We start from the raw sequence: 21,919 nt of genomic DNA, 5'->3' as shown, positions 1-21,919 counted from the left end.
AGCATGCCGGATGGGGCTATTTTTTTCCTGAAATTCTATTTGCAAAGTGGTCATATAATGGATTCGGTCCTGTTATAAAAACTTAAAAAGTCTCTTCAGAATATACTTTGTACCCTTAAAAATGAACATGCCAAATATACCTCAATCGGCCAAATTTCAAAAATTATGCACTTAAACTATATGAAGAAGGAAATATGACAGTAAAACAAATTTGTGAAATTACCAATGTTTCAAGATCTTCTTTATATAGGAAACTACAAGATAAAATATAAGAAAAAACACCCGCCTAAATTGAAAAAATTTTCAGTTGTAACGGGTTATTCTTTGAATCTTTTCCGTATCCTTAAATGGTCGATTCTTCGTAAAATACCAAAAAAAGACCGTCACAGTATTGTGACGGAAAAATGGAAAAATTTTATTAAATTATTACTATTATTATTTATTCGTAGCTTTTAAAGCATCTATCACTATTTTGGTGGCTTCTGCAATAAGTTTATCATCGTATTTAGCATCCTCTTTATCATGATTAGAAAGTATCGCAAGAACAATTGGCTTTTTATTTGGTGGCCAAATAATTGCGATATCATTTCGGGTTCCATAAGATCCTGAGCCAGTCTTATCGGCTACTTCCCACTCTCCTGGAACTCCAGCACGAATTAAGTTGCCCCCCGTAGTATTCCTTTTCATCCAATCTATTAATAATTCCCGTTTCTCAGTTGAAAGTACATCTCCTAGGGCGAAAGCCTGAAGACTAGTAGCTAATGCCTTGGGGGTACTAGTATCATGAGTGTCTCCTGGATGCACTTCGTTTAATTCTGGTTCAAAACGTTCAGGATTTGTAACAGTATCTCCTATTGCTCTCAGTGATTTTTTGAATTCACTAGGCCCACCTAATTGTTTAAGAATAAGATTTTGTGCAGTATTATCACTATATCGAATGGAAGCATCTGCAAGCTCTTTCAGAGTCATACCTGTATCAACATACTTTTCTGTAATTGGATTGTAATTAACAAGATCTTCGCTAGTATACACAATTCTTTCATCTAGATCTTCTATTGATTTTTTTTGTAAAAGTACTCCCACAGCTAGAGCTTTGTGGGTAGATGCGTATGCAAACCGTTCATCTGATCGATAAGTAACGGTTTGATTCGTACCAGTGTCCAATGCATAAATACCGAGTTTAGCATCAAATTCTTTTTCAAGTTTAGTAAAAGAATGATTAACTGTATTTTCTTGCTTGGTTTGTTTAGGTGGTTCAGATTGAGTATTACTATTGGAACAGCCTATAAGCGTTACACATGAAAGAAATAATACAGGTACAACCTTTTTGTAATGTGAAATGTTAAAAAACTTGTTTAAGACTATCATAAATTTTCAACCTCTTTCAAGAATATATGGATTTTGTCTAGGTATTCTAAATACCGATGCAATTAAAGAGTGTATAGGATAACACTCTTCTTGCATCTCTCTTATCATAAAATGAGCAAACTATCATGAACACCTGTTTTATACGTATACTTAATAGACAATCTAAGTAACAAGTTTGTTCCATACATTTAAAAATATTTTCAATCGGCTGGAAATAGGTATAGTGCTGAAATCATGACACAAAATGGATTTATAATTATTATACTAGGAAGTATTATCAGCCTATTTTTAAATAGCCCTTCCACTGTAATACTTTTAATTATGGGATCTATGCTATTACTAATAATCAGTATGTTTATAAGAGTGGAGAATAAGCTAAAAAAACTGGAAGAACCATGTAGCTAAAATTTTTGTATAGAGTATTTGTGAAGCTTTATAAAAAAGTTCGATCAAAAATACTTTGCAAACTTATATTGAACGATAAAAAAACGAATCTTTTTCAAAATAGGTTCGTTTTTTTTGAATGGACATTCCATTTTTAAAAGATGTTTGATTAAAACCCACTTAGAATTTCTTAATTAAAGGAGATAGAATATCGCAACTTTTTTATAAACACCGTGACTTTATTTAAAAGCGACATTAGAAAGAATAACGCTTTTTTGTACTTAGGGGGAGTGAAATTTCTTAAGTTGATGGGCATGCAGCTGTACCCCTAATAGAAATTATTAAGTAAATATTGATGTAAATTTAGTGAAAGAGCTCTTCACTTTAGCATTCTGAAGAGCTTTTTCATTAATTATAAATATACGAGCGTGTATTGATTTTTATTTTCCCAAAATAATTACATGAAAATCTATTATTTCGAACTATCCCATGACCCATCTGAGTTAAAATAGTACCATTTGCCATTAATTTGTTGCCAGCCTGTTTGCATGGCTCCAGAAGAATTGAAATAATACCAAATACCATTAACTTGCTGCCAGCCTGTTTGCATAGCTCCAGAAGAATTGAAATAATACCAAATACCATTAACTTGCTGCCAATCTGTTTGCATGGCTCCAGAAGAGTTTAAATAATACCAAATACCATTAACTTGCTGCCAATCTGTTTGCATGGCTCCAGAAGAATTGAAATAATACCAAATACCATTAACTTGCTGCCAATCTGTTTGCATGGCTCCAGAAGAGTTGAAATAATACCAAATACCATTAACTTGCTGCCAATCTGTTTGCATGGCTCCAGAAGAGTTGAAATAATACCAAATACCATTAACTTGCTGCCAATCTGTTTGCATGGCTCCAGAAGAGTTGAAATAATACCACTTGCCATCAATTTGTTGCCAGCCTGTTATAATGTCGTCTGTTGGTTGAGAAAGGTTATTATAATACCCCTCAACACCATTTACGAATGAATCCCATAGTCCATTATTAATCATGTTAGCAGGACAGTTTTTACCACTCCATCTTTGGTGTTTTACGATATTATTTAACGGTACACCCGTTTCTTTCATTAAATAAGCTACAAGTTTCTTAGCGTTATTTACTGCTTTACTGTAGTTACCGTCTCTGTTAACTGCGATTTCAATTGCAATAGATTGTCTATTACCTGGACCATCACCGTCTCCTGCGTGCCACCCGTTCTCGTTTAATGGTAAGTGTTGATAAATCTCTTTATCGTCTACTGTAAAGTGCCATGATGCAGTTCGGTCTGTGTTCCCTACTGCTTGGTTATATAGATATTGAGCGTGGTTTCTAGCACCTGCTCCTACACTTGTATTATCAGTCTCATGAATTGTAATATACTTTGGACTCATGTAGTTTTGAGGACGAATATTATCGTTACCTACTGGAACAATCCATTCAGTGAATGGAACACCATTTATTGTACTAGAGATTCTAGGTGATGCGGAAGACAGACTACGTTTTGTTCTGTTGGAATTGTTAGGAACAGTTAATGTACCCGTTTCTTCATGAATACCTTCTGAACGTTGAAGACTGTCTGCTTTCTTATTATCGACAGTACCTCCACCACGTCCGTCTACCCCTCCAAAACTAGCTTCAATACTTTTTATAGCCTGTTCATCTGATGCTTGAAGTTGGTCTGTTTTACCTTGTTCTTGAACGCTTGTAGGTTGCTTATTGTTTACTGATTGTTGTTCCTCTGCAAATGATGCTAATGGTGAGGATAATACCGTTAATCCTGCTGTTAATGCTACTACTTTTTTGTTAAATTTAATATTCATTTCTACTTTGGTATATCTCACTATTTTAATAGATATACCTTCCTCCTTGTACTTCTTTTAGTGTGAATAATAGTTTAAATAATGGTAGTCTGAATCAAAAAAATAACGACTTGATTTTTCATTTCATATAATTAACTGAAATCTATAGGTCCTCCTAGATATGTCAATATTTCAGAGTTATAACACAACATTAGGGCTCCTCCCACAACTAAGACCAATGAAAAGAAAATCCAACACAGATTTTTCTTCATAATTGTTTAAATCTATATTGGGGAGCGTTTCAAACAAATATCGAAGAGAATGATAAGGACTTAAATTGTTCTCTTTTGCAGTTTCAACCACACTATACATGATGGCACTCCCTCTAGTACCTTCGGAAAAATATAATTTAAATAACATAAATAACCTTTAATATACGAAACTATAACATTTTACTTTATATCCCGTTTGTTTTCTATGAAATTCACAAATCTTTCAAAAATCCTGATTACAAATAAAAAGAGACTTCAAAACACATAAGTCCTTTTTTATGTTGGTTTGGAATAAAGTTTGATCAAACCTCAGGAGTTTTACCGTGACAGCTTTATCTAATGATGCAAAACGGTGCAACCTTTTTGCAAACAGTTAAACTTTATTCAAAACAGTACGACTTTATTTCAAAGAAACAACCATGTCATGTATCTTAGTATTTAGGAACTTCTAATATACTCTTTTTCTTCCCATCATATACTATAGCTGTTTTTGCTTTTATATTCTCATTGTTATATGTAAAATCTTGGTTTGAGAAATTCACAATCACTTTCATGTTTTTTCCGAATGTCGTACTTTGAACTTGCCGATCTTCAGACAATACTTCAAAATTAGTCATTGGTTTTGTTACGGCTTTCTCATGAAATGGAGACCATACTTTCAAATAAGAGGTAATGATGGATTTACTTTTCTCCCATTCATTTTTATCAATATGATATAAAGGTGGTACATTATACAACATTTCAGATAACATTCTATTTCCTATCTCATCCTTAATTCTAAAACTTCCCCATGCCCATTGGTGAGTAGTAATAATTGAATCATTATATACAAGTTTATATAACGGAATTGAATATACAGGATTATTATAAATATTTTTATAAATAGGTTTGATTGGTATGGTTTTGGCATTCGTTTCTGGAATAGCGCCATCTGGTGAAGTGGATTTATATCCGCCTACATAATATGGGCTCTGTTTATCTTTCATATCAGAGTCGGGCCAAATCCCAGGCGTTTCAATTCCATGCGCAAAGGCAATTATATTACTAGCAAAGTCATTCCCACCTTCTGATCCGACTACCATATGTTTTTCTTCGCTAATATATTTCATTCTTTGCAGTCTTGCTTTTACATCTTGTTCCTGAGTAGTAATGTGATTTGGAGAATAATCATCGTAAATTTCGCCTGTAGCATCACAATCGACAAACCAAGAATTAAACGGTATATTATTTTGTAAAATATCACCTACACGTTCTTGCACACTAGGTAAAGATAAAGTTGGATTTAACTTTCTTCCTTTTCCTAAGAATCCTCCTATTTTTACTCCTTTTTCATTCGATATTGTGGCATTTTCATATAAAGTTTTATCTTTAAAAGAAGCAGTATTCCAATCTCTATTTCCAACTTCATGAATCGAGTGATATGAATCATAAGGACCGATTAAATACCCCATTCTATTTGCTTCTTCTACCATTTTGGGATTCATTAATCCATTAGCCCAATTAGGTAAACCTATCCATGCTTTTTTAACATTCGATTTCTTCATATCAACTAAAACATCTGTTGTTTCTTTCTGTTCCCATTTACTTACTTCATCCACTGCATCTGTTAACTTACTCTTAATTAATCCTTTGTTCAGTGTATACAGTTCTTGTTCACTTAAGTTTTGGATTCCTTTTTTCAACAATTCATTTATTACAGTATCTGGATTGTTAAAAATATCTTTATTATAAAGTTGTTCTAATTTTAATACCTGATTTATCGCATTAACTATTACTTTTTGCTGGCTTTTATCAATAGCTTTTTGATTCTTTATATCTTGCATAACAGTTTCAAAATCTTTTGAGCCATCTTCCGTATTTTCTTGTAACAACTGTGCAATCCAATTTGTAAATGTCTCATCCATTTTTTGTGTGAATTTATCCCACTTGATATTTTCTACTGAAATCCCACTGTGGTCCCAAAAATAAATATGAGGAGCACCATATAATTTTTTAATGTTCGGATTTGTTTTTGCTTTTTCTTCTAGTGTCTTAAATTCTCCCTGTTCTTTTATATAATTTTTATAAATATTTGCCATCGAGACAGGGTTTTTATCAGTTAGATACAATCTGAATCCATATTCTTTATTCTTATTAATAGAAGGATATTGATGTGTAAAACTAAACTGTATATCGGAATCAGCAGTGAAATGAATATTATCATTATACATATTGTCAGCTATATACATAATGGAATATTTAGATTTATTCAATGCAAAGAATCTCATAGAAAAACGTTCTATGAATGACATGTCTTGATCTTTTAAATATTCTTTCCAGTTTGGGTCATTGCTAGGTATATTTTTTCCTTCCCATAATGGTAACGTATAGCTGTCCGCACTTACTTTAGGCCATGTAAATTCATTAGCTCCTTCAGACTTAGTAGATTTTAACTTAATACTTAAATAGGATTCTTTCTTTTCAATCTTCACATCTATTTGGTCATCTGGATAATTCCAAGATATACAATCATGTTTTTTTATTAGATTTGTTATTTTTTTCTTCGGTAGTGGTAAGGAAGCATTTTCTCTCACACCATCTTTTTCCACAAAAATTTCACCGGTTTCAGGATTCACATCAAAAGTAAAATTTTTGTATTGAGAAACTACGTTTTGTCCCTTTGTTGTAATATCCTTTTGTTGCGCATAACTCAGGGATGGTAATGTAAGACATATTGAACTCATCAAAATTGGAATGACTAGCTTGTTCATTTTTTTATTCATACTTATAAACCTCCTTTTTTGTATTTCTATCATACAAATACATTGTGACATGAATGTGACAATGTATTTTATTATTATTTAGCTTAATGATGAGTGGATCAAAAAAGAACGAATTCTTGCCGTGCCCCCTCAAGTCTCGAATGATCCTCACGCAAAAGAGACTTGTCCATGACAAGCCTCTTCCCCGCCCTATTTGTTTATACTATTCTCAACAAGCCCAGTGGCATCCTCTAATGTGCGTTGCATACTATCTGCACGTTGGTCCGTCATATTTTGATCACGTACAGCTGCTTCAGCTACTTGTATTTTTTGCTCTAATGCTTTCACTGGTTCATTCTTGTATTGCCCTACCTCTGTTCCTACTTGTATCTTTGTTAAGAAATCTTTTGCTCTATTAATCTTTACTTGAAGTTTTTCTTTCGCCGTTTGTGGCTTTTCTTCTGCCACTTTAGAATGTAAAAAGGTTTGATGTGCCGTTTGTAACGATTGATACATTGTAACGATTTCTTCTTTTGTTACCATCATTCTTTCAAACGTTTCTTTTGCACCGTTATACGCTTTTTGTAATGCGGCAAACGCTTTTTGTGAATATTGACCAGGCTTCTCTCCAAATTCGTAAGTACCTGCCAATGTTTCTTTTACCTTATTCATTTCTTCATATAAGTTATCGATCTCTTCTATTTTTATCCGATTATCAAACTCATTATAAGCCGCTTTCACTTCAGAAGGCGTTAGTGCCTTGCTATATAGTCTTGCAAGCACGACTTTTCCATTTAATGGAACACTACCATTACCAGAGCTTGTTGGATCTGCTCCAATCGCAAATGGTACGTTTGGATGATACACTTTCCCCGTTACTCGCTGACTATTTACTTTTTTTCCATCTACATATACTGCAAGCTCACTTCCATTATATGTTCCTGTTAGATGGTATGTGTTATTAGCTTCTAGCTGTACACCAATACGTTTATAACTGCCACCAATATGTGCCCATAATTCTACATAACCAGAACCTGTTGATTCAAATCCAATTCCACCGCTTTCGGTATTTTCCATAATTGCTTGATTGCGAATTTGATTCATAGAAAACACTGCTTCCAGTGTAAAGGAATCCTTTACCTTTTCTTTTTGCTCATTTGAAAATGGAATATATCCATACGTATTATTCCGTCCACTTAATTTCATTACGTGTTTCTTTAACTGTTTCTCATACTCAATTGTTACATTTCCTTTTACACTTCCATTTGCACCAAACGATGAATAATCTTTAAAAGTACCATCTAAAAAGTTCACATCGAATACATCTGCTTTCGGTACTTTCGCATTCGGATCAATTACTTCTGTATTCGTTTCAAATTCTTCACGCAAAGGAGCACTACTTTCATTTCCAAATGAATCTAATGCTGTTACTTCTATGTTATATTCCGTATTAATCTCTAGTCCACCTAATGTAAATGTCAGCTCTTTAGGCACCGGATCCCGGTAGAACTCGGAGAAGGCTAATAGCTGGTTTTTCACCTTTCCTGTTGCTTTCTCTTTTGCTTGCAAACGGTATGAGTGAACGAGTAAATTATCTACAGCTTGCGGAAATGTCGCTGTCACAGATGTCTCTGTTATATTCGAAAGTTTCAGCTTTGCATCTTGTAAAAATGCCGGCTTTTCCTTATCACGATCTTCCGTATACTTAAAAGATTCTTTCTTTGCTGGAAGTTCAACTACCCACGGCTCACCTGTCCAAGAGTTCGTATGAAAATCACGGCGATGAATCGTCACTTTTTGATCGTCTACTTCTACCAATAAACCTTGGCTTAATGTTTCAGCTCCCGGAGGAATATTTCCTTGTACTTTTCCGCTTTCCACTTCCATATAACTAACTGATGATGTACCAACAGACGTAAAGTCTTTTTGGTGAATTGACCTTGGATCATCAAGTGGATAATGAGAATGACCAGAAAACGTTACAGCTTGTGGATACTCTTTTAAGACTTCATTAATTTTGGCACTATCATTTGTCCCCCATTCATGACTCCCGTACACTGTTCCTTTAATTTGCTGATGTAAAAAGACAAAGATTGGCTTATTTGGATCAGCTTGCTTCGCTTTTACTAATTCCTGCTTCAACCAATTAATTTGTGTATCTGAATAATACCCATGTGTCACTCCATTTTCTGGGCTCATCACAAGAAAATGATAGCCTTTTACAGCTTTGTGATAATAGATAGATTCCATTCCTGTTTTTTTAAGAAAACGTTTCTGTGCATCATGTGCCAATAATCCGTTCCAATAATCATGGTTACCTAAAGCATACATAGCAGTTGCATTTTGATTTCCATATTGCTTATAAGTTTGGAAGAAACGATCATACTGCTGCGTCGAGCCACTGTCTGTAAAATCACCAACAACTACAAAAGCATCTTGTCTTGGAGCTACTGCGTTTAATTGCTGCAGCGCTCTTTGAAAACGAAACGTATCATCCGTTCCACTATTTTTAATGTGTACATCACTTAACACCGGAAAAACAAGCTTCTTCTCTGACGATTCTTTCTCTGTTTTTTCTTCTTTTGTTTCCGCAAAACTAGTCCAAGAAAAAGATGTAAATACTAAAAAGAAAACTACTAAAAAACCAATAAGACCTTTCACTTTACACAACATCCTTTTGATCACAAAAATCCTCCTCGCATATATTGTAAAATACAAGAATATTTTAGCGAACCGTTATTAAACTAGTATAAATTAAAGGTAAAAAATGTTAAAAATTTGTAAAACAAAGTAAAAAACCCCGAAAATAAGTCGGTTTCCTGGTTCTGGTGCAAATATATGAAGAAGAACGCGAATAATAGTAGATTCCTAGTGAAATCGTATTTTATGCTATAAGGGGGTTCAACCGCATGCCCATCAACTTAAGGTATTTTAATACCCCAAAGTGTAAAAAACATTATTCTTTCTAAACAAGCTAGATTAGAAAAAATAACGTTTTTGAACATTTCAATTCAAAGTGAACTACTTGATTTATTCGACGGATGAAAATTGGCAGGGCTCCAACTTGGATAACACAATTATTAGGATTGGAATGTTGCTTTCTGACATGAGTTTGGATAAGAGTACTTGAAACACTATATTTTTCTTTGTATTAACGAATTTAATTATTTAACAAATTGTTAAATCTCTCCTATTTTTAGCGGAAAATTATGTGTAACTATTTTTTCAAAACAGAAATAGACTTGATTGTTAACAGGTTTTGACTTAAAAATAACTTCTCCTTTTTTTACATATCCATTTTTTTTCGTAGAACTTTTGAGAAACATCGTTTTTTGAAAAAACATCTAAGCGGATACCCGTATATTTCCGCTGAATTGCTAACCCTTCACAAAAATCTAGAACTGCTTTTCCATAGCCATTGCTTTGTTGATCTGGATGTATACAAAATGAATGTATAACAAAATAAGCTCCTTCATTATAAGACCATTGGATATTTGACCATTCTATAGGTTGCCATTCATCAAGTACAAAAACTCCAACTAACTCAGTTTTATTTTTTAATACATATAATTCCTTGTTTTCTATTTTCTCAGTAAAGTTTGATTAAAAATCCTGTATGATATGCAGGACTTTTTTGTTCCGCAATCGGGCCATTTAATTGAATAAATCTAACCGTTTCTAGAGGAAACGGTCAGATTGACGAGAGAAAGTTTATTCACTCGTATTTCTTTAAAACAATAGCTGCATTATGACCTCCGAAACCAAATGAGTTAGATAGTCCCATATTTATTTTCACTTGGCGAGCAACAGATGGTACATAATCCAGATCACATAATGGATCAGGATTTTCTAAGTTAATTGTTGGAGGAACTATCCCTTCCTTTAAGCTCATTGCTAAAGCAATTGCTTCAACTCCACCAGCTGCCCCTAACATATGTCCAAGCATAGATTTATTAGCTGTTACTGGAATCTGATAAGCTTGTTTTCCAAACAGCTGCTTAATAGCCATCGTTTCAGAGATATCCCCCACTTTTGTACTTGTTGCATGGGCACTAATAACATCAATTTCTTCAGGCGATATATTAGCATTTTTTAAAGCTGATCTCATTGCAAGATAGGCGCCTTTACCTTCCGGATGTGTAGCTACGATATGGTGTGCATCTGAACTTGCACCATATCCAATGACTTCTGCATAAATCTTTGCCTCTCTACGTAAAGCATGAGATAAAGATTCTAAGATTAGAATTCCAGCTCCTTCTGACATGACAAATCCATCTCGATTTTCATCAAATGGGCGACTAGCTTTAGTGGGATTATCGTTTCTTGTTGATAATGCTGTAGCGTTACCAAAGCTTGCTATTGATAAGTCTGTAATAGCTGACTCTGTTCCACCCGCAAATATAACGTCAGCTTCTCCAGAACGAATTAGTCTAAAGGCTTCTCCGATAGCCGTATTTCCAATTGCACAAGCAGAAACAGGTGACATAGAAGGTCCCATCGCATTCCACTTGATACTAATTTGTGCCGCAGCAGCATTAGACATTATGGCAGGTACTAGAGTTGGGCTGACTCTTCTTGGCCCCTTCTGCCTAAGCGCATCAACATTTTCAATCAAGGTTTCAATCCCTCCGATACCTGAACCTACGTATACGCCTAACCTTTCTACATCTATACGATTGAGGTCTAACTTAGAATCTGACCAAGCTTGTTCAGCTGCAGCCAAAGCAAATTGAGAAAAACGATCTAAACGTCTTGCTTCTTTCTTTCCTAAAACTTCATCTGCATCAAAACCTAGGACGATACCCGCAATTTTTGTTTTATGATTGGTAACATCGAAAGTATCGATATTGACTATACCAGATTCCCCTTTAATTAGATTGTTCCAAAATGTTTCGATGTCGTTTCCTATAGGAGAAACTACTCCCATACCAGTAATCACAACTCTTTCCACTTTGCATTCCCTCCAATCAATAATATACTTGTATTTTACAGTCATTTTATCCTATTACAAGGGGGGATTTATCCTAGTATAACTACTACTAGGTTAAATTGATATGATAAGGAATTTTAAAAATGAATAATAAAACTAGGCTTGAAGCTCTGTCGGCATTCTTAAAAGCTAAGCGCGCCCAAATTAGTCCAGAGTCTATTGGTTTGCCTGCCGGAACCCGGAGAAGAACACCTGGGTTACGAAGAGAGGAGGTTGCACAGTTAGCAGGTGTAAGCACCACTTGGTATACATGGCTAGAGCAAGGAAGAGATATAAAGGTTTCTACAATCGTACTTGATTGTATTTCTAATGCTTTGCAATTAAATAATGATGAAACAGACTACTTATATGACCTGGCATTAGAAACAAATTCAGAAATTACAAGTCCAAAAAAGGATCACTCAAAGCTTAGCCCTTCTTTAATACGAATACTAGCTGAATTAACATATTGTCCGACTATCATTACGGATCGACATTGCCATATTGTGGGCTGGAATCCTGCAGCTGCTTATGTTTTTTTAGATTTTGAACAAATACCGAATGATCAAAGAAATTTGATTCGTTTAGTGTTCACTCGAAAAGAATTAAAAGCATTGGCCGTCAATTGGGAACATTTTGTGAAAGGTTTTCTTGCTATTTTCCGTACCTATTATGGACGCTATTTAGACGATGAATGGTACAGCCAGTTTATTAAAGAAATGAGTCATTCACATTCAGAATTCCAGGATTTATGGCAAGAAAGTCAAGTGAGTAAGGCTCCAGACATGATAATTGAATTCAGACATGCTAAAGCAGGCAAAATGTTGTTTAATTTAACTTCTCTTCAAGTTCAAGGTGATATGGATTTACGGTGCAGTATCTATACGCCAGTAGAGGAAACAGATACAGAGAATAAATTAAAGCGATTAATGAAGAGGGTTTCCGTTGAAAATTAATAAAGTAAGTTCATTACATTAGCGAAATGATACTGATTACTGAACAAAGTCATTATTCCTTATGGGAAAAGAGTTAACTTTACTGTTGCCCTTTTGTTCTATGGGTGGATGGCGTTAGTTGAAGGAAAATAAGCTAATTTGCATTCGGATTTCTATTTTCGGTATTCCATTATAGGGCGCTTTAATTGAGCAAGAATCACAAAAATTATCAAACTTTTTTATAAAAGGATGATTCAATTGAATATAAAAAAAGCGTGTTTTAATCAATTTTTTCAAAACACGCTTTTTCTATTTGTTCTTTTATCAAGGTTTATTAAGTTAATTTAATCAAACTTTATTCCAAGGCTACATTTGTTAAAGAAAGACTTGCTAAAAGATTAATTTAAAATAACTAAGAGTTGGTACTATGCAATTAGAATTATACATACTTTCAAGCTCTGATTTTGTTACCCATTTAATATCGCTTACTTCATCTTTTTGAAGTATGGTTTCTGTAATTTCAAAGCTTTGGTTAAAAAGCCATACATCATAAAAATCATTGTAAACATCCCTGCGTTCGCTCTCTATCAGTTTTCCATTAGACCGAGACAAGTTAATCCCGATTTCTTCTTTCACCTCTCGTACAGCACCATCAAGGCTATTTTCACCTACTAATATAGAGCCACCTGGACATTCCCATAGATTAGGATGAGGTTTATCAGGATGTCTTTTCGTTAGAAGAATTTCACCTTTTTTATTTCTTATCCAGACATGGACAACTATATGATAATTACCAACTGCTAACGGAGTACCACGTACATGAGTTTTATTTGTTTTATTTCTATTTTTATCGTAAACATCCCAAACCTCCATAAATGCGCTCCTAAATTCAGTGGTTCAATTCAATATCTCGGAAAAATTCTACAATCCTTCTTCGACTAACCTGTCCCATTAGTTGAAGAATCTTAGAAATGATACTGAGAAAAGAATGTAACCTACTTAAATTTTTCGAAATGATTAGTTACCCAATTTTTGTTATTTTCAACAATATACTGTTCTGCATGAATTAATTTTTTTACAAGTTCTTTTTTAGTTAATTTGGTTCTGGTGCGAAAATGTTAGTTAGAAACATAGAGTAACAATTTCCTCTATATTTCTAGCTTATGAAGATAAACCAAATAATTTATGAATAAATTGTTTTTGAATTTGGACAGACTTGTTCTGAACAAATTTTCCTTTTCCATATCAATCACACACCTTTTTCTAGAGTAATGCTATCAGTATGTCCAAGTTTAAGAGATTACTTGCAAAAGTTTTAGAGTTTTTGCACCAGAACCCTCATTTTTAAGGACACAAAATATTTTAAGAGTTTTTTAGCTTATATGAACGAAAGTTTATTTTGTTTTCGCTCTTAAGTTGATGGGCATGTATGGTGACCCCTATGTTGTTCAATAATAGCGCTCTTTTCTGGAACAACAACATTTTCTATTAATGATTTTTCATCCACTCTGATTTATTCAATATATAGTGATTGTATAATTCGCTTTCTATTGTCTGTTGACTCAGATAAGTAAATCCACATTTTTCAATAACTTTATTTGATGAAACGTTGTTAATTAAAGCTACTGCGTTAATGACATCTAAATTTGTATTTGTAAACAAATAGTTAATCAATCCTGTAGACGCTGTAGTAGCGTATCCTTTCTTTTGATATTCACTTGAAATGGCATACATAATTTCTCTATTCGGTGAAGGTAGCTCATCTTTAATACCTGTACAGCACCAACCAATAAATTCATCCGTTTCCTTAACAAATACCCCTAGTTTTAAAAAATGACCATCTATGTTTGATGTATTTACAGCGGCATCAAGAAATGCTTTATTTGCTGGTATTTCATAATTGGTAACCCAATCTACCCTTTGTTCTTTTGTTGATTTCCAGTCTGGCAAGAACTTAAATATTTCGGGTTGATTTGAAATTCTGTATATACTATCTGCATCTTTAATGGAAAACTCTTGGAGATAGATATCTCCGCAATCTATTCTAAATAATCTTTCTGATGTTTTATGCTTCATAACTCTTCCCCTTGTAAGTCATATTTTCATTACTTCTTTTATTGAGCAACCTTATTCCATTTAACTCCCTTTTCCTTAATAACAATTATCTCAAAATTTAATTATTTATACAATCACATATTCCATAATATGGACGTTTAACGGAATAACTTATTACCACTCCACAGTTCCTTAATCTATCTTTCAATTCAGATGTTCTTTTCCTTTTCACTATAAAAACACCCCTTTAGATAACCATCTAAAGGGGTAGAGCATCGCAACGTTTTTATAAACGTCGCGACTTTATTTTAAATCCACAATTATCCCTTAATGTACAGAGAATCGGCTTTTTCTATGCGAAAAATCGCTTAGCGTACGAAATTCGCGTTTTGTTGGTGCTACCCCATCGCAATCAAGCTAAGAAAAGTAAATACCCCCAGAACGAAATTTTGTGCTAACTTGTAGCAAAAAAGCTCATTTTTTCGTTTTGGGGTAATTCTGAATTCTTAAGTTGATGGGCATGTGGCGGTACCCCTGTTAAGAAACTTTGCAACAGAACCAATAAAACAAATAACCGGTTCCACAACATGCAAGAAACCGGTTAAAATATATCTAATTTATCTCTGAACTTAAAATTTATTTTCAACATGGTAAGGCTTATTAACTAGCAATCATGACTCCATTATCTGCAAATTCATACCATTTTTTATCAATAAACAATTTGCCAGTAGCCATAGACCCATTTTGATTTAGATAATACCAACTGTTTCCTTCTTTTAGCCAGCCAGTAGCCATCGATCCATTTTGATTTAGATAATACCAACTTTTCCCTTTCTTTAGCCAGCCAGTACCCATCGATCCATTTTGATTTAGATAATACCAACTGTTTCCTTCTTTTAGCCAGCCAGTAGCCATCAATCCATTTTGATCTAGATAATACCACTTTCCATTTTCATATAACCAGCCTGTTTTTGCTTCTCCGTTATTTTCTAGGTAATTCCAACCTATTCCATCATCTATCCAACCTATTGCCATTTCACCGTTGTCTTTAAAGTAATAACGTTTTCCATCTACCCTTGTCCATCCTAATGCCATCTCTCCATTGTCTTTTAAGTAATACCATTTCTCATTTATCAGTTTCCAACCGGTCAACATCTCACCGTTATCTTGAAGGTAGTACCACTTTTCATCGACTAGCATCCAGCCAGTTTGCATTTGCCCTGTATATTCATCTAAGTAATACCATTTGCCGCCTTCGTACAGCCAACCAGTAGCAAGTTCTAATGTTTCAGCATCAACATAATACCAATGGCTTGTCCCATTCAACTCTATATAATTCCAACCAACTGGAGGAGCTTGTAATGTAATGTCACCATCACTTAAATCTTCCAAACTCTCATAATCTGCAAGCTCGATTTCTTCATATACATTAGAATTATATGCCACTAATGATTTATACCAAGGAGAAATCTTATGAATTGCCCACGTACCGATTTGTTCATAATTGAATTCACTTTTATAAATAGCCTCATATCTTTTGGTTTGTTCATTATAGTTTAAGTATATAATTTGGTATTGTTCTTCTTCCTCTTCATTTAAATAAGGAAGACTATATTCTACCTGAAGTACTTCACCTTTTTTTGGTTTTACGATTTCTTCATTTACCTCAACACGAATTTGAACGTTGATTTCTTTACCAAAGAGCACCTCGTTTGGCGTCACATGAACACTTTCAATCCAATCAATATGTTTTGTTTCCGCACCTACTTCTTTACTAAACACCACGCTCATCATAACCATGATTACAAGCATCATCGCTTGCATCAAAATTTTTCGCATCATACCCATATGTATGTAGCCTCCTGCATCCATAAAATTGTGACTTGTCATTCCACCCTGAAATTTTTTATTGTTACGAATAGTAGCGATAAAAAATTTCAGGGTGCAAAACAAAACAGGGGAAAGGAAGATAATTTGGATGAGGCTCTATCAATCTAGTGATATATATAAAGGGCATTTACATAGAACTCACAAATATTTCTTTTGAAAAACGAAAAGGAGTTTTGTATCACTTGTATTGGTGTGGTAACCACGTAATATGAAACAACCGCTTATTCACTTTCCTTAAGATTTAGGGGGAAATTAGCGAAAAAGTGTACGGATGTTCACACATTACACTCCATTTTATCTTCTATTTCCTTTAGCCTGTTCCATTAAAAAATTGGAGCATCTGTTCACTCCTACTAAATAAATTAAAGAATGAAAATAAAAAAAACAAGATAGAATTTACATTTGGAAACATTTACATTTTTAATTTTAAAAGTTTTTCTACAATTTTCTACAAATCATTTACAGACTCCCCTTATATCCCTTATATTAAAAGTGACTATATACAAATACTAAACAATGTGTAAAAATCACTTGATAAATCATACACATAGCAAAGGATCAGAAAGGACTTCATTCACTGCTCCTATAAAGAGTAAAAAAGAGGTAGTGGCCATGACTCCTGTCCCTATCAGAAACCTTATATAAGTTATCATTTTCAAGCATTATGAAAAGTACCATTATAAATAGGAAGAAACTCGTTTCATATAGAAAAAACGGTTCCGTTTCAAGGTTTGACAGAAGCATAAACAGGTTGATAAATGTGTAGCAATATTGGTTCTGGTGCAAAAACCATTTGATAGAGATATAGAATCTACATGGCCTATTCAATGACAGATTATGATGCAAATCCAAATAACTTATGTATGAACCCAACTTCATTTTGTGCAGACTTCACCTGTAGGTTAAGTTGTCCTTTTTTCATCATATGCATGGCTTCAACGCCGCTCAATATAGAAGTGGCTGTTTCATACGACTTGGATCCTAACATAGAACGTACACGTTTCTTAATGAAACGGTGATCCTGTTCCACTATATTATCGAGATATTTAACTTGCCTTATTTGTATGCCTTCAGGCATATGTTTCTCTTCTTTTAACTCTTGAATCGCTACGGGATAGGCTGGGTTCTTGTCTACTGTTATAACACGAGGTTTACAAATATGAGAAGTAGCCAAGGCTTTCTTGAAAAAGCGCTTGGCTGCTTGTTTATCTCTTGATTCACTTAGATAAAAATCAATGGTGTTTCCTTCAGAATCTACTGCGCGATATAAATACATCCATTGACCTTTTACTTTCACATACGTTTCATCGACTCTCCAGGAATCATTTGTCGTCTTAAGATGACGTCGTACTCTTTCGTCTAATTCAGGTCCATATTGATGCACCCAACGCATAATGGTGGTGTGAGCAATAGACAAACCTCGTTCCTCCATCATTCCTACCAAATCACGAAAACTGAGGTTGTACCGTAGGTACCATCTCACAGTTAATAAAATCATATCAGGTTGATAATGCTTCCATTTGAACAAATTTTCCTTTTTCATACCGATCACACACCTTTTTCTAGAGTAATACTATCAGTATGTCCAAGTTTAGAAGATTACTTGCAAAAGTTTTAGAATTTTTGCACCAGAACCAGAATATTTACTACCCATTATTCTTAAAGACGTTATTTTTTCTAGATTAATAAGAAGAGATAACACACAAAAAAGACACCCCCACAGGTGTCTTTTTTGTTATAGAAATATCTTAAAATAGATATCTGGTGTTCATTTATTCAGTCTAAAAGACCTTTTGTTACATCATAACGCCATCATCATTGAATGAATACCATTTTCCATCAATGAAATGTTTTCCTACTACCATTGCACCATTAGATTGTAAGTAGTACCATTTTCCGAATACTTGTACCCAACCTTTTTGCATCTCCCCATTTGCATTCATGTAGTACCATGTACCATTCACTTTTACCCAGTCTGTTGCCATAGAGCCATTAGAATGGAAATAGTACCAATTTCCATTTTGTTGTATCCAACCTTTTTGCATCTCCCCATTTGTATTCATGTAGTACCATATACCATTCACTTTTACCCAGTCTGTTGCCATAGAGCCATCTTCGTTAAAGTAATACAAAATCATGTTGATAGATTTCCAGCCTTTAACCATGTAGCCATCTTCGTTAAAGTAATACCAATTTCCGTCGATAGTTTTCCAGCCTTTAGCCATATACCCGTATTGAGAAAAATAATACCAATTTCCATTGATGTAATTCCAATCAGTAGCCATGGAGCCATCTTCATTAAAGTAGTGCCAGTTTGTTTTATCCATTCCTTCAAAACGTTTCCATCCTGTAATCATGGCGCCGTTATCATCAAAGTAATACGTTTTTCCATTAATTTTCTTTAGGGAAAATGAAACCATTGCCCCATCATTTTCAAAATAATACCATGTTCCAGTTATATTTTTCCACCCTTTAGCCATAGACCCATCTTCATTAAAGAAATACCATTTTCCTTTATCCTGAATCCATCCACTTTTTGCTTTAACTTGCTCACTTGCATATGTATGATCTTTCGTAATACCATTTTTTTCTGCATGAGAAACTGCAGGAACTATAAACATAGTAGACATTAAGATTGGTAAAATAACTTTCTTCATTTTCCACGCCCCCCAAAATAATGTATAATTTTAGTTTTTATTTCCACAAAAATAATTATATTATGACTTTTAAATACAATCAATAGTTTTCGTAACAAAAATGTAATTTTTTTCAATTCAATGTAACAAAAGTAATTTATAGGTAATTGTTATTACCTTTTTGTTACATTAAGATGAGCACTACATAGCCATCAAGCTAAAATTTTATAGTACCCCCAGAACGAAATTCTGTGCTAACTTGTAACAAAAAAGCTTATTTTTTCGTTTTAGGGTAATTCTGAATTCTTAAGTTGATGGGCATGGCCCCACCATATCATTTCGGGAATTTTGTACGTTTAGACACATTTCAGACACATTTGAGCAGTTTCCTGTACGTTAAATTAAAATGAATAATTACTATTTTTCAGCATATCCTAACTCTTATCCTATTACATAGGTTGGAGAGGACTTTATGCTAAAACATAAATTATCCATAATATTTTGTGGAATTATAATAACATTTTTCTTTATATCTCCATTGAAAGGGAAAGCAACCAATGTGTGTAATAAGGATTTTTATGATTCTTATAATACTTTATTGGCTCCATATGCAAGTCAAGTTATTAGAAAGCAACTTGGAACATATCATCAATATAGTTTAACAGAGACAAAAGTTATAAAAGTTGAGCGATATCCAAAAGGAACTTTTAATTTTCTTGTCACAGTTGAATATCATACTTATGTAAATGCTCATAATCCTCCGAGTTACAAAGTAACAATTACTTTTAATATTGATCCCAGTGGGGTAAAAGTTAAAGAAGTGAAACAACAGCAAGAATAGAAAAAACAGTGAAGTATAAACTCACTGTTTTTTTATGTACGTTAAAAGATATTTGTTCAGAAAATCTTATGTTTATAAACAGAGGCTAAAACACAATAATATCAACATTTTATAGCTATAAACATGTTCATAAAGTGTGTAAACAAATCAATGTTCAATTAAACTTAGCTTTTTATCTTTCTTAACACTCAATCGCCTTTAAAGAAAGCTGTAATGATAAGGCTTTGTAGTCCTTAGCGTACAATTTTCCCAGAATGATATAGTGCCCCCTACTAGCTAGATCACACACTTGCTTTCATTATTTTCCCGGACCATACGCAGCGGTTGGTTTAACAGGTTTCGCATCCGTCGCTTCCCATATAGGGGCAGTTAATGTTGGATAATTCAAAGCTTCTACTTTTTTTCTTGTTTCTTGTGATGCTTTCAGTCCCCATTGATCGAAAAATGGCAGTAAATTTTGTTTCGCTACTTTCGATGTATTGTAAATAAAGGCTTGTATTTTATCTTCATTCGTTTCTGGAAGTTTGTCTTTTGGCAACTCTCGATATAGTTTGTGAAGATTTGGATAGAAATCTTCCCCATATGCTAAATGAAGTTGCCAAAACATAACAACTTTCACAAACGGGTCATTAATATTTTCATATTCTTTATCTGTTTGTTTTAAGTATTGAAAGGCTCTGTCATAATCCCCTTCTTTTTCTAAACGTGTTGGTTGACCTGGGAATAATTGTTTTTGTGCAGCTAAAGAGTATATATTAACATTGACTTCAACTACTCCATCCCACGTCCAAGGGTATTGTTGCTTTGTATGCCCTGCTTCATGCATTTGTCCCCATCCAAATTCATTTGCATTTAAAGCACTTTTAATTGCATCATAAGCAGTAGTAAATACGACTCCATCTCCACCTGCATACATGTACATGCCCGGTGGGTTGTTAGGATTTTCTACAAAAGCCCAAAGACGGCGAGTTGAACGATGTAACGGATTAGAACTTGTTTCAGATAGTCCCGATATTTTATCTTGTGCTAGAATCATTTCATCATATTTTTTTAATAGGGGCACAGGATCTTGATCCGTAATATATTTCTTCGCACTATCGCGAGTAACAGTAAGTACTGCTCGTTTAGATTTCAATTGTACAGCAGGTGCATTTGGATATTTGTCCATCATGGCAATCCAGTCTACTTTCGTATGCTTTCCTAATTCAAAAAATGGAACGGGACTTCCACCTTGTGTTACTTTGACCTTAACGGTTCCTTTCCCTTCACAGTTATCAAACCCTAATAAACCACCGTTTGGAGAGGAGATGGTGTTAGAACCCGGGGAAAGACGAAATGCTTTTCCCCCCTCTTTATCATATTCATTTGTCCCAATAGTTGCTCCAAGCTTGTCTAATCCTGATAGTCCCGATACTTCAATTGTGACTTGTTCATTCGGTTTTACATAGATTCCTGTTGGCGTATAGTTTCGTTGCTCACTTCTTCTTTCTCTTGCTGCTTCACCCATATAATGTCCTGTACTTGGAAGTTCAAACGTCCTCTCTTCATATTGCACCTGGGTTTGCGTAGTTTCAGCATGAATGTTCAAACCATTTACAGTCATAGATGTAAATAATGTCGTTGTCAAAACAGCAGATGCCATAAATACTTTCATTGGTTTTTGTAATTTACGATTCTTTCTTTTGTTCATATCAATCATTCCTTTCATTTAAATTCGTTCTAACGTTCATACGAAACGCCGATTTCCTCACTAGCCCTTTATATCATCTTATTATGTTAATACAATAAAAACCCCTCTTACTATGGCTACTTTTTTAAATTTACTTATCCCCCCTCTCTTATTTCATACACTTCAAAATTATACCTATATATAATTTTGAAGGGGAGCATCTGGCCGCGTATAGAAACGGTCATGACTTTTCCCACCATATCCAAATGAGAAAGCAAGGCAGATCATGTTGTATTCTGCATAGTAGGTATGTCGAAGAATT

General features: G+C 34.1%; 13 protein-coding genes and 2 pseudogenes. 3 read left to right on the top strand and 12 right to left on the bottom strand.

Annotated features, from left to right (window positions below; all coding sequences use genetic code 11):
• Positions 1–161: 161 nt before the first annotated feature.
• Positions 162–272 (top strand): annotated as a pseudogene (locus tag MHH71_RS26895) (helix-turn-helix domain-containing protein); the annotation flags it as partial.
• Between the two features lie 163 nt (positions 273–435).
• Here the strand turns inward: MHH71_RS26895 and bla are convergent.
• The 6 genes and pseudogenes from bla to fabF form a co-directional block, all read right to left on the bottom strand.
• A complete protein-coding gene (gene bla / locus MHH71_RS26890; RefSeq protein WP_006096820.1) occupies positions 436–1,368 on the bottom strand; it encodes a class A beta-lactamase in 933 nt (310 codons plus the stop codon).
• A gap of 874 nt (positions 1,369–2,242) precedes the next feature.
• A pseudogene (locus MHH71_RS26880) lies at positions 2,243–3,610 on the bottom strand (N-acetylmuramoyl-L-alanine amidase); the annotation flags it as partial.
• Positions 3,611–4,292: 682 nt separating this feature from the next.
• Positions 4,293–6,623, bottom strand: a complete 2,331-nt coding sequence (locus MHH71_RS26875) for a glycoside hydrolase (RefSeq protein WP_078212088.1) — start codon at positions 6,621–6,623, stop codon at positions 4,293–4,295.
• Positions 6,624–6,812: 189 nt separating this feature from the next.
• Positions 6,813–9,275 carry a LamG-like jellyroll fold domain-containing protein gene (locus MHH71_RS26870; protein ID WP_087944653.1) on the bottom strand — a complete coding sequence of 821 codons (2,463 nt, stop codon included), beginning with the start codon at positions 9,273–9,275 and terminating at the stop codon, positions 6,813–6,815.
• Between the two features lie 591 nt (positions 9,276–9,866).
• Positions 9,867–10,187: a GNAT family N-acetyltransferase gene (locus MHH71_RS30710; RefSeq protein ID WP_078212092.1), complete on the bottom strand. Its 321-nt coding sequence runs from the start codon at positions 10,185–10,187 to the stop codon at positions 9,867–9,869.
• Positions 10,188–10,317: 130 nt separating this feature from the next.
• Positions 10,318–11,553, bottom strand: a complete 1,236-nt coding sequence (gene fabF / locus MHH71_RS26865) for a beta-ketoacyl-ACP synthase II (RefSeq protein WP_006097689.1) — start codon at positions 11,551–11,553, stop codon at positions 10,318–10,320.
• Positions 11,554–11,675: 122 nt separating this feature from the next.
• Between fabF and MHH71_RS26860 the strand changes: the two genes are divergently transcribed.
• A complete protein-coding gene (locus MHH71_RS26860) occupies positions 11,676–12,527 on the top strand; it encodes a helix-turn-helix transcriptional regulator (RefSeq protein ID WP_006097690.1) in 852 nt (283 codons plus the stop codon).
• 369 nt (positions 12,528–12,896) lie between these two features.
• Here MHH71_RS26860 and MHH71_RS26855 read toward each other — a convergent pair whose 3' ends face one another.
• From MHH71_RS26855 to MHH71_RS26835, 5 genes are all read right to left on the bottom strand, one after another.
• Positions 12,897–13,379, bottom strand: a complete 483-nt coding sequence (locus MHH71_RS26855) for an NUDIX hydrolase (RefSeq protein ID WP_006097691.1) — start codon at positions 13,377–13,379, stop codon at positions 12,897–12,899.
• 615 nt (positions 13,380–13,994) lie between these two features.
• The gene (locus tag MHH71_RS26850; protein ID WP_018781857.1) at positions 13,995–14,582 is read right to left on the bottom strand and encodes a GNAT family N-acetyltransferase; all 588 of its coding nucleotides are present in this window, start codon (positions 14,580–14,582) and stop codon (positions 13,995–13,997) included.
• A gap of 639 nt (positions 14,583–15,221) precedes the next feature.
• Entirely contained in the window at positions 15,222–16,409 is a 1,188-nt protein-coding gene (locus tag MHH71_RS26845; protein ID WP_033799582.1) for a nucleoside triphosphate hydrolase, read from the bottom strand.
• An 877-nt stretch (positions 16,410–17,286) separates the two neighbouring features.
• Positions 17,287–17,994 carry an IS6 family transposase gene (locus MHH71_RS26840; RefSeq protein ID WP_078212090.1) on the bottom strand — a complete coding sequence of 236 codons (708 nt, stop codon included), beginning with the start codon at positions 17,992–17,994 and terminating at the stop codon, positions 17,287–17,289.
• A gap of 253 nt (positions 17,995–18,247) precedes the next feature.
• Positions 18,248–19,108 carry an N-acetylmuramoyl-L-alanine amidase family protein gene (locus MHH71_RS26835; RefSeq protein WP_006097365.1) on the bottom strand — a complete coding sequence of 287 codons (861 nt, stop codon included), beginning with the start codon at positions 19,106–19,108 and terminating at the stop codon, positions 18,248–18,250.
• 451 nt (positions 19,109–19,559) lie between these two features.
• Here MHH71_RS26835 and MHH71_RS26830 point away from each other — a divergent pair, with 451 nt between their 5' ends.
• Positions 19,560–19,928 (top strand): DUF3888 domain-containing protein, encoded by a 369-nt coding sequence (locus tag MHH71_RS26830; RefSeq protein ID WP_098125710.1) that lies wholly within the window; start codon positions 19,560–19,562, stop codon positions 19,926–19,928.
• Positions 19,929–20,226: 298 nt separating this feature from the next.
• On the opposite strand, the gene MHH71_RS26825 is transcribed toward MHH71_RS26830, so the two are convergent.
• Positions 20,227–21,618, bottom strand: coding sequence for a M60 family metallopeptidase (locus MHH71_RS26825; protein WP_033799840.1), 1,392 nt, complete (start codon positions 21,616–21,618; stop codon positions 20,227–20,229).
• Positions 21,619–21,919: the final 301 nt, after the last annotated feature.

The sequence above is a fragment of the Bacillus sp. FSL H8-0534 genome (assembly GCF_038005885.1).
Lineage (GTDB): Bacteria > Bacillota > Bacilli > Bacillales > Bacillaceae_G > Bacillus_A > Bacillus_A pseudomycoides.
Note: the sequence above shows the minus strand (reverse complement) of the source record. Positions and strands in the feature narration are given on the sequence as shown.

Coding starts and splice junctions, on each gene's coding strand:
- bla (WP_006096820.1), bottom strand. CDS start 1,368: ATGATAGTCTTAAACAAGTTTTTTAACATTTCACATTACAAAAAGGTT.
- MHH71_RS26850 (WP_018781857.1), bottom strand. CDS start 14,582: ATGAAGCATAAAACATCAGAAAGATTATTTAGAATAGATTGCGGAGAT.
- MHH71_RS26855 (WP_006097691.1), bottom strand. CDS start 13,379: ATGGAGGTTTGGGATGTTTACGATAAAAATAGAAATAAAACAAATAAA.
- MHH71_RS26825 (WP_033799840.1), bottom strand. CDS start 21,618: ATGAACAAAAGAAAGAATCGTAAATTACAAAAACCAATGAAAGTATTT.
- MHH71_RS26870 (WP_087944653.1), bottom strand. CDS start 9,275: ATGTTGTGTAAAGTGAAAGGTCTTATTGGTTTTTTAGTAGTTTTCTTT.
- MHH71_RS26830 (WP_098125710.1), top strand. CDS start 19,560: ATGCTAAAACATAAATTATCCATAATATTTTGTGGAATTATAATAACA.
- MHH71_RS26875 (WP_078212088.1), bottom strand. CDS start 6,623: ATGAATAAAAAAATGAACAAGCTAGTCATTCCAATTTTGATGAGTTCA.
- MHH71_RS26860 (WP_006097690.1), top strand. CDS start 11,676: ATGAATAATAAAACTAGGCTTGAAGCTCTGTCGGCATTCTTAAAAGCT.
- MHH71_RS26835 (WP_006097365.1), bottom strand. CDS start 19,108: ATGAAGAAAGTTATTTTACCAATCTTAATGTCTACTATGTTTATAGTT.
- MHH71_RS26845 (WP_033799582.1), bottom strand. CDS start 16,409: ATGGGTATGATGCGAAAAATTTTGATGCAAGCGATGATGCTTGTAATC.
- MHH71_RS26840 (WP_078212090.1), bottom strand. CDS start 17,994: ATGAAAAAGGAAAATTTGTTCAAATGGAAGCATTATCAACCTGATATG.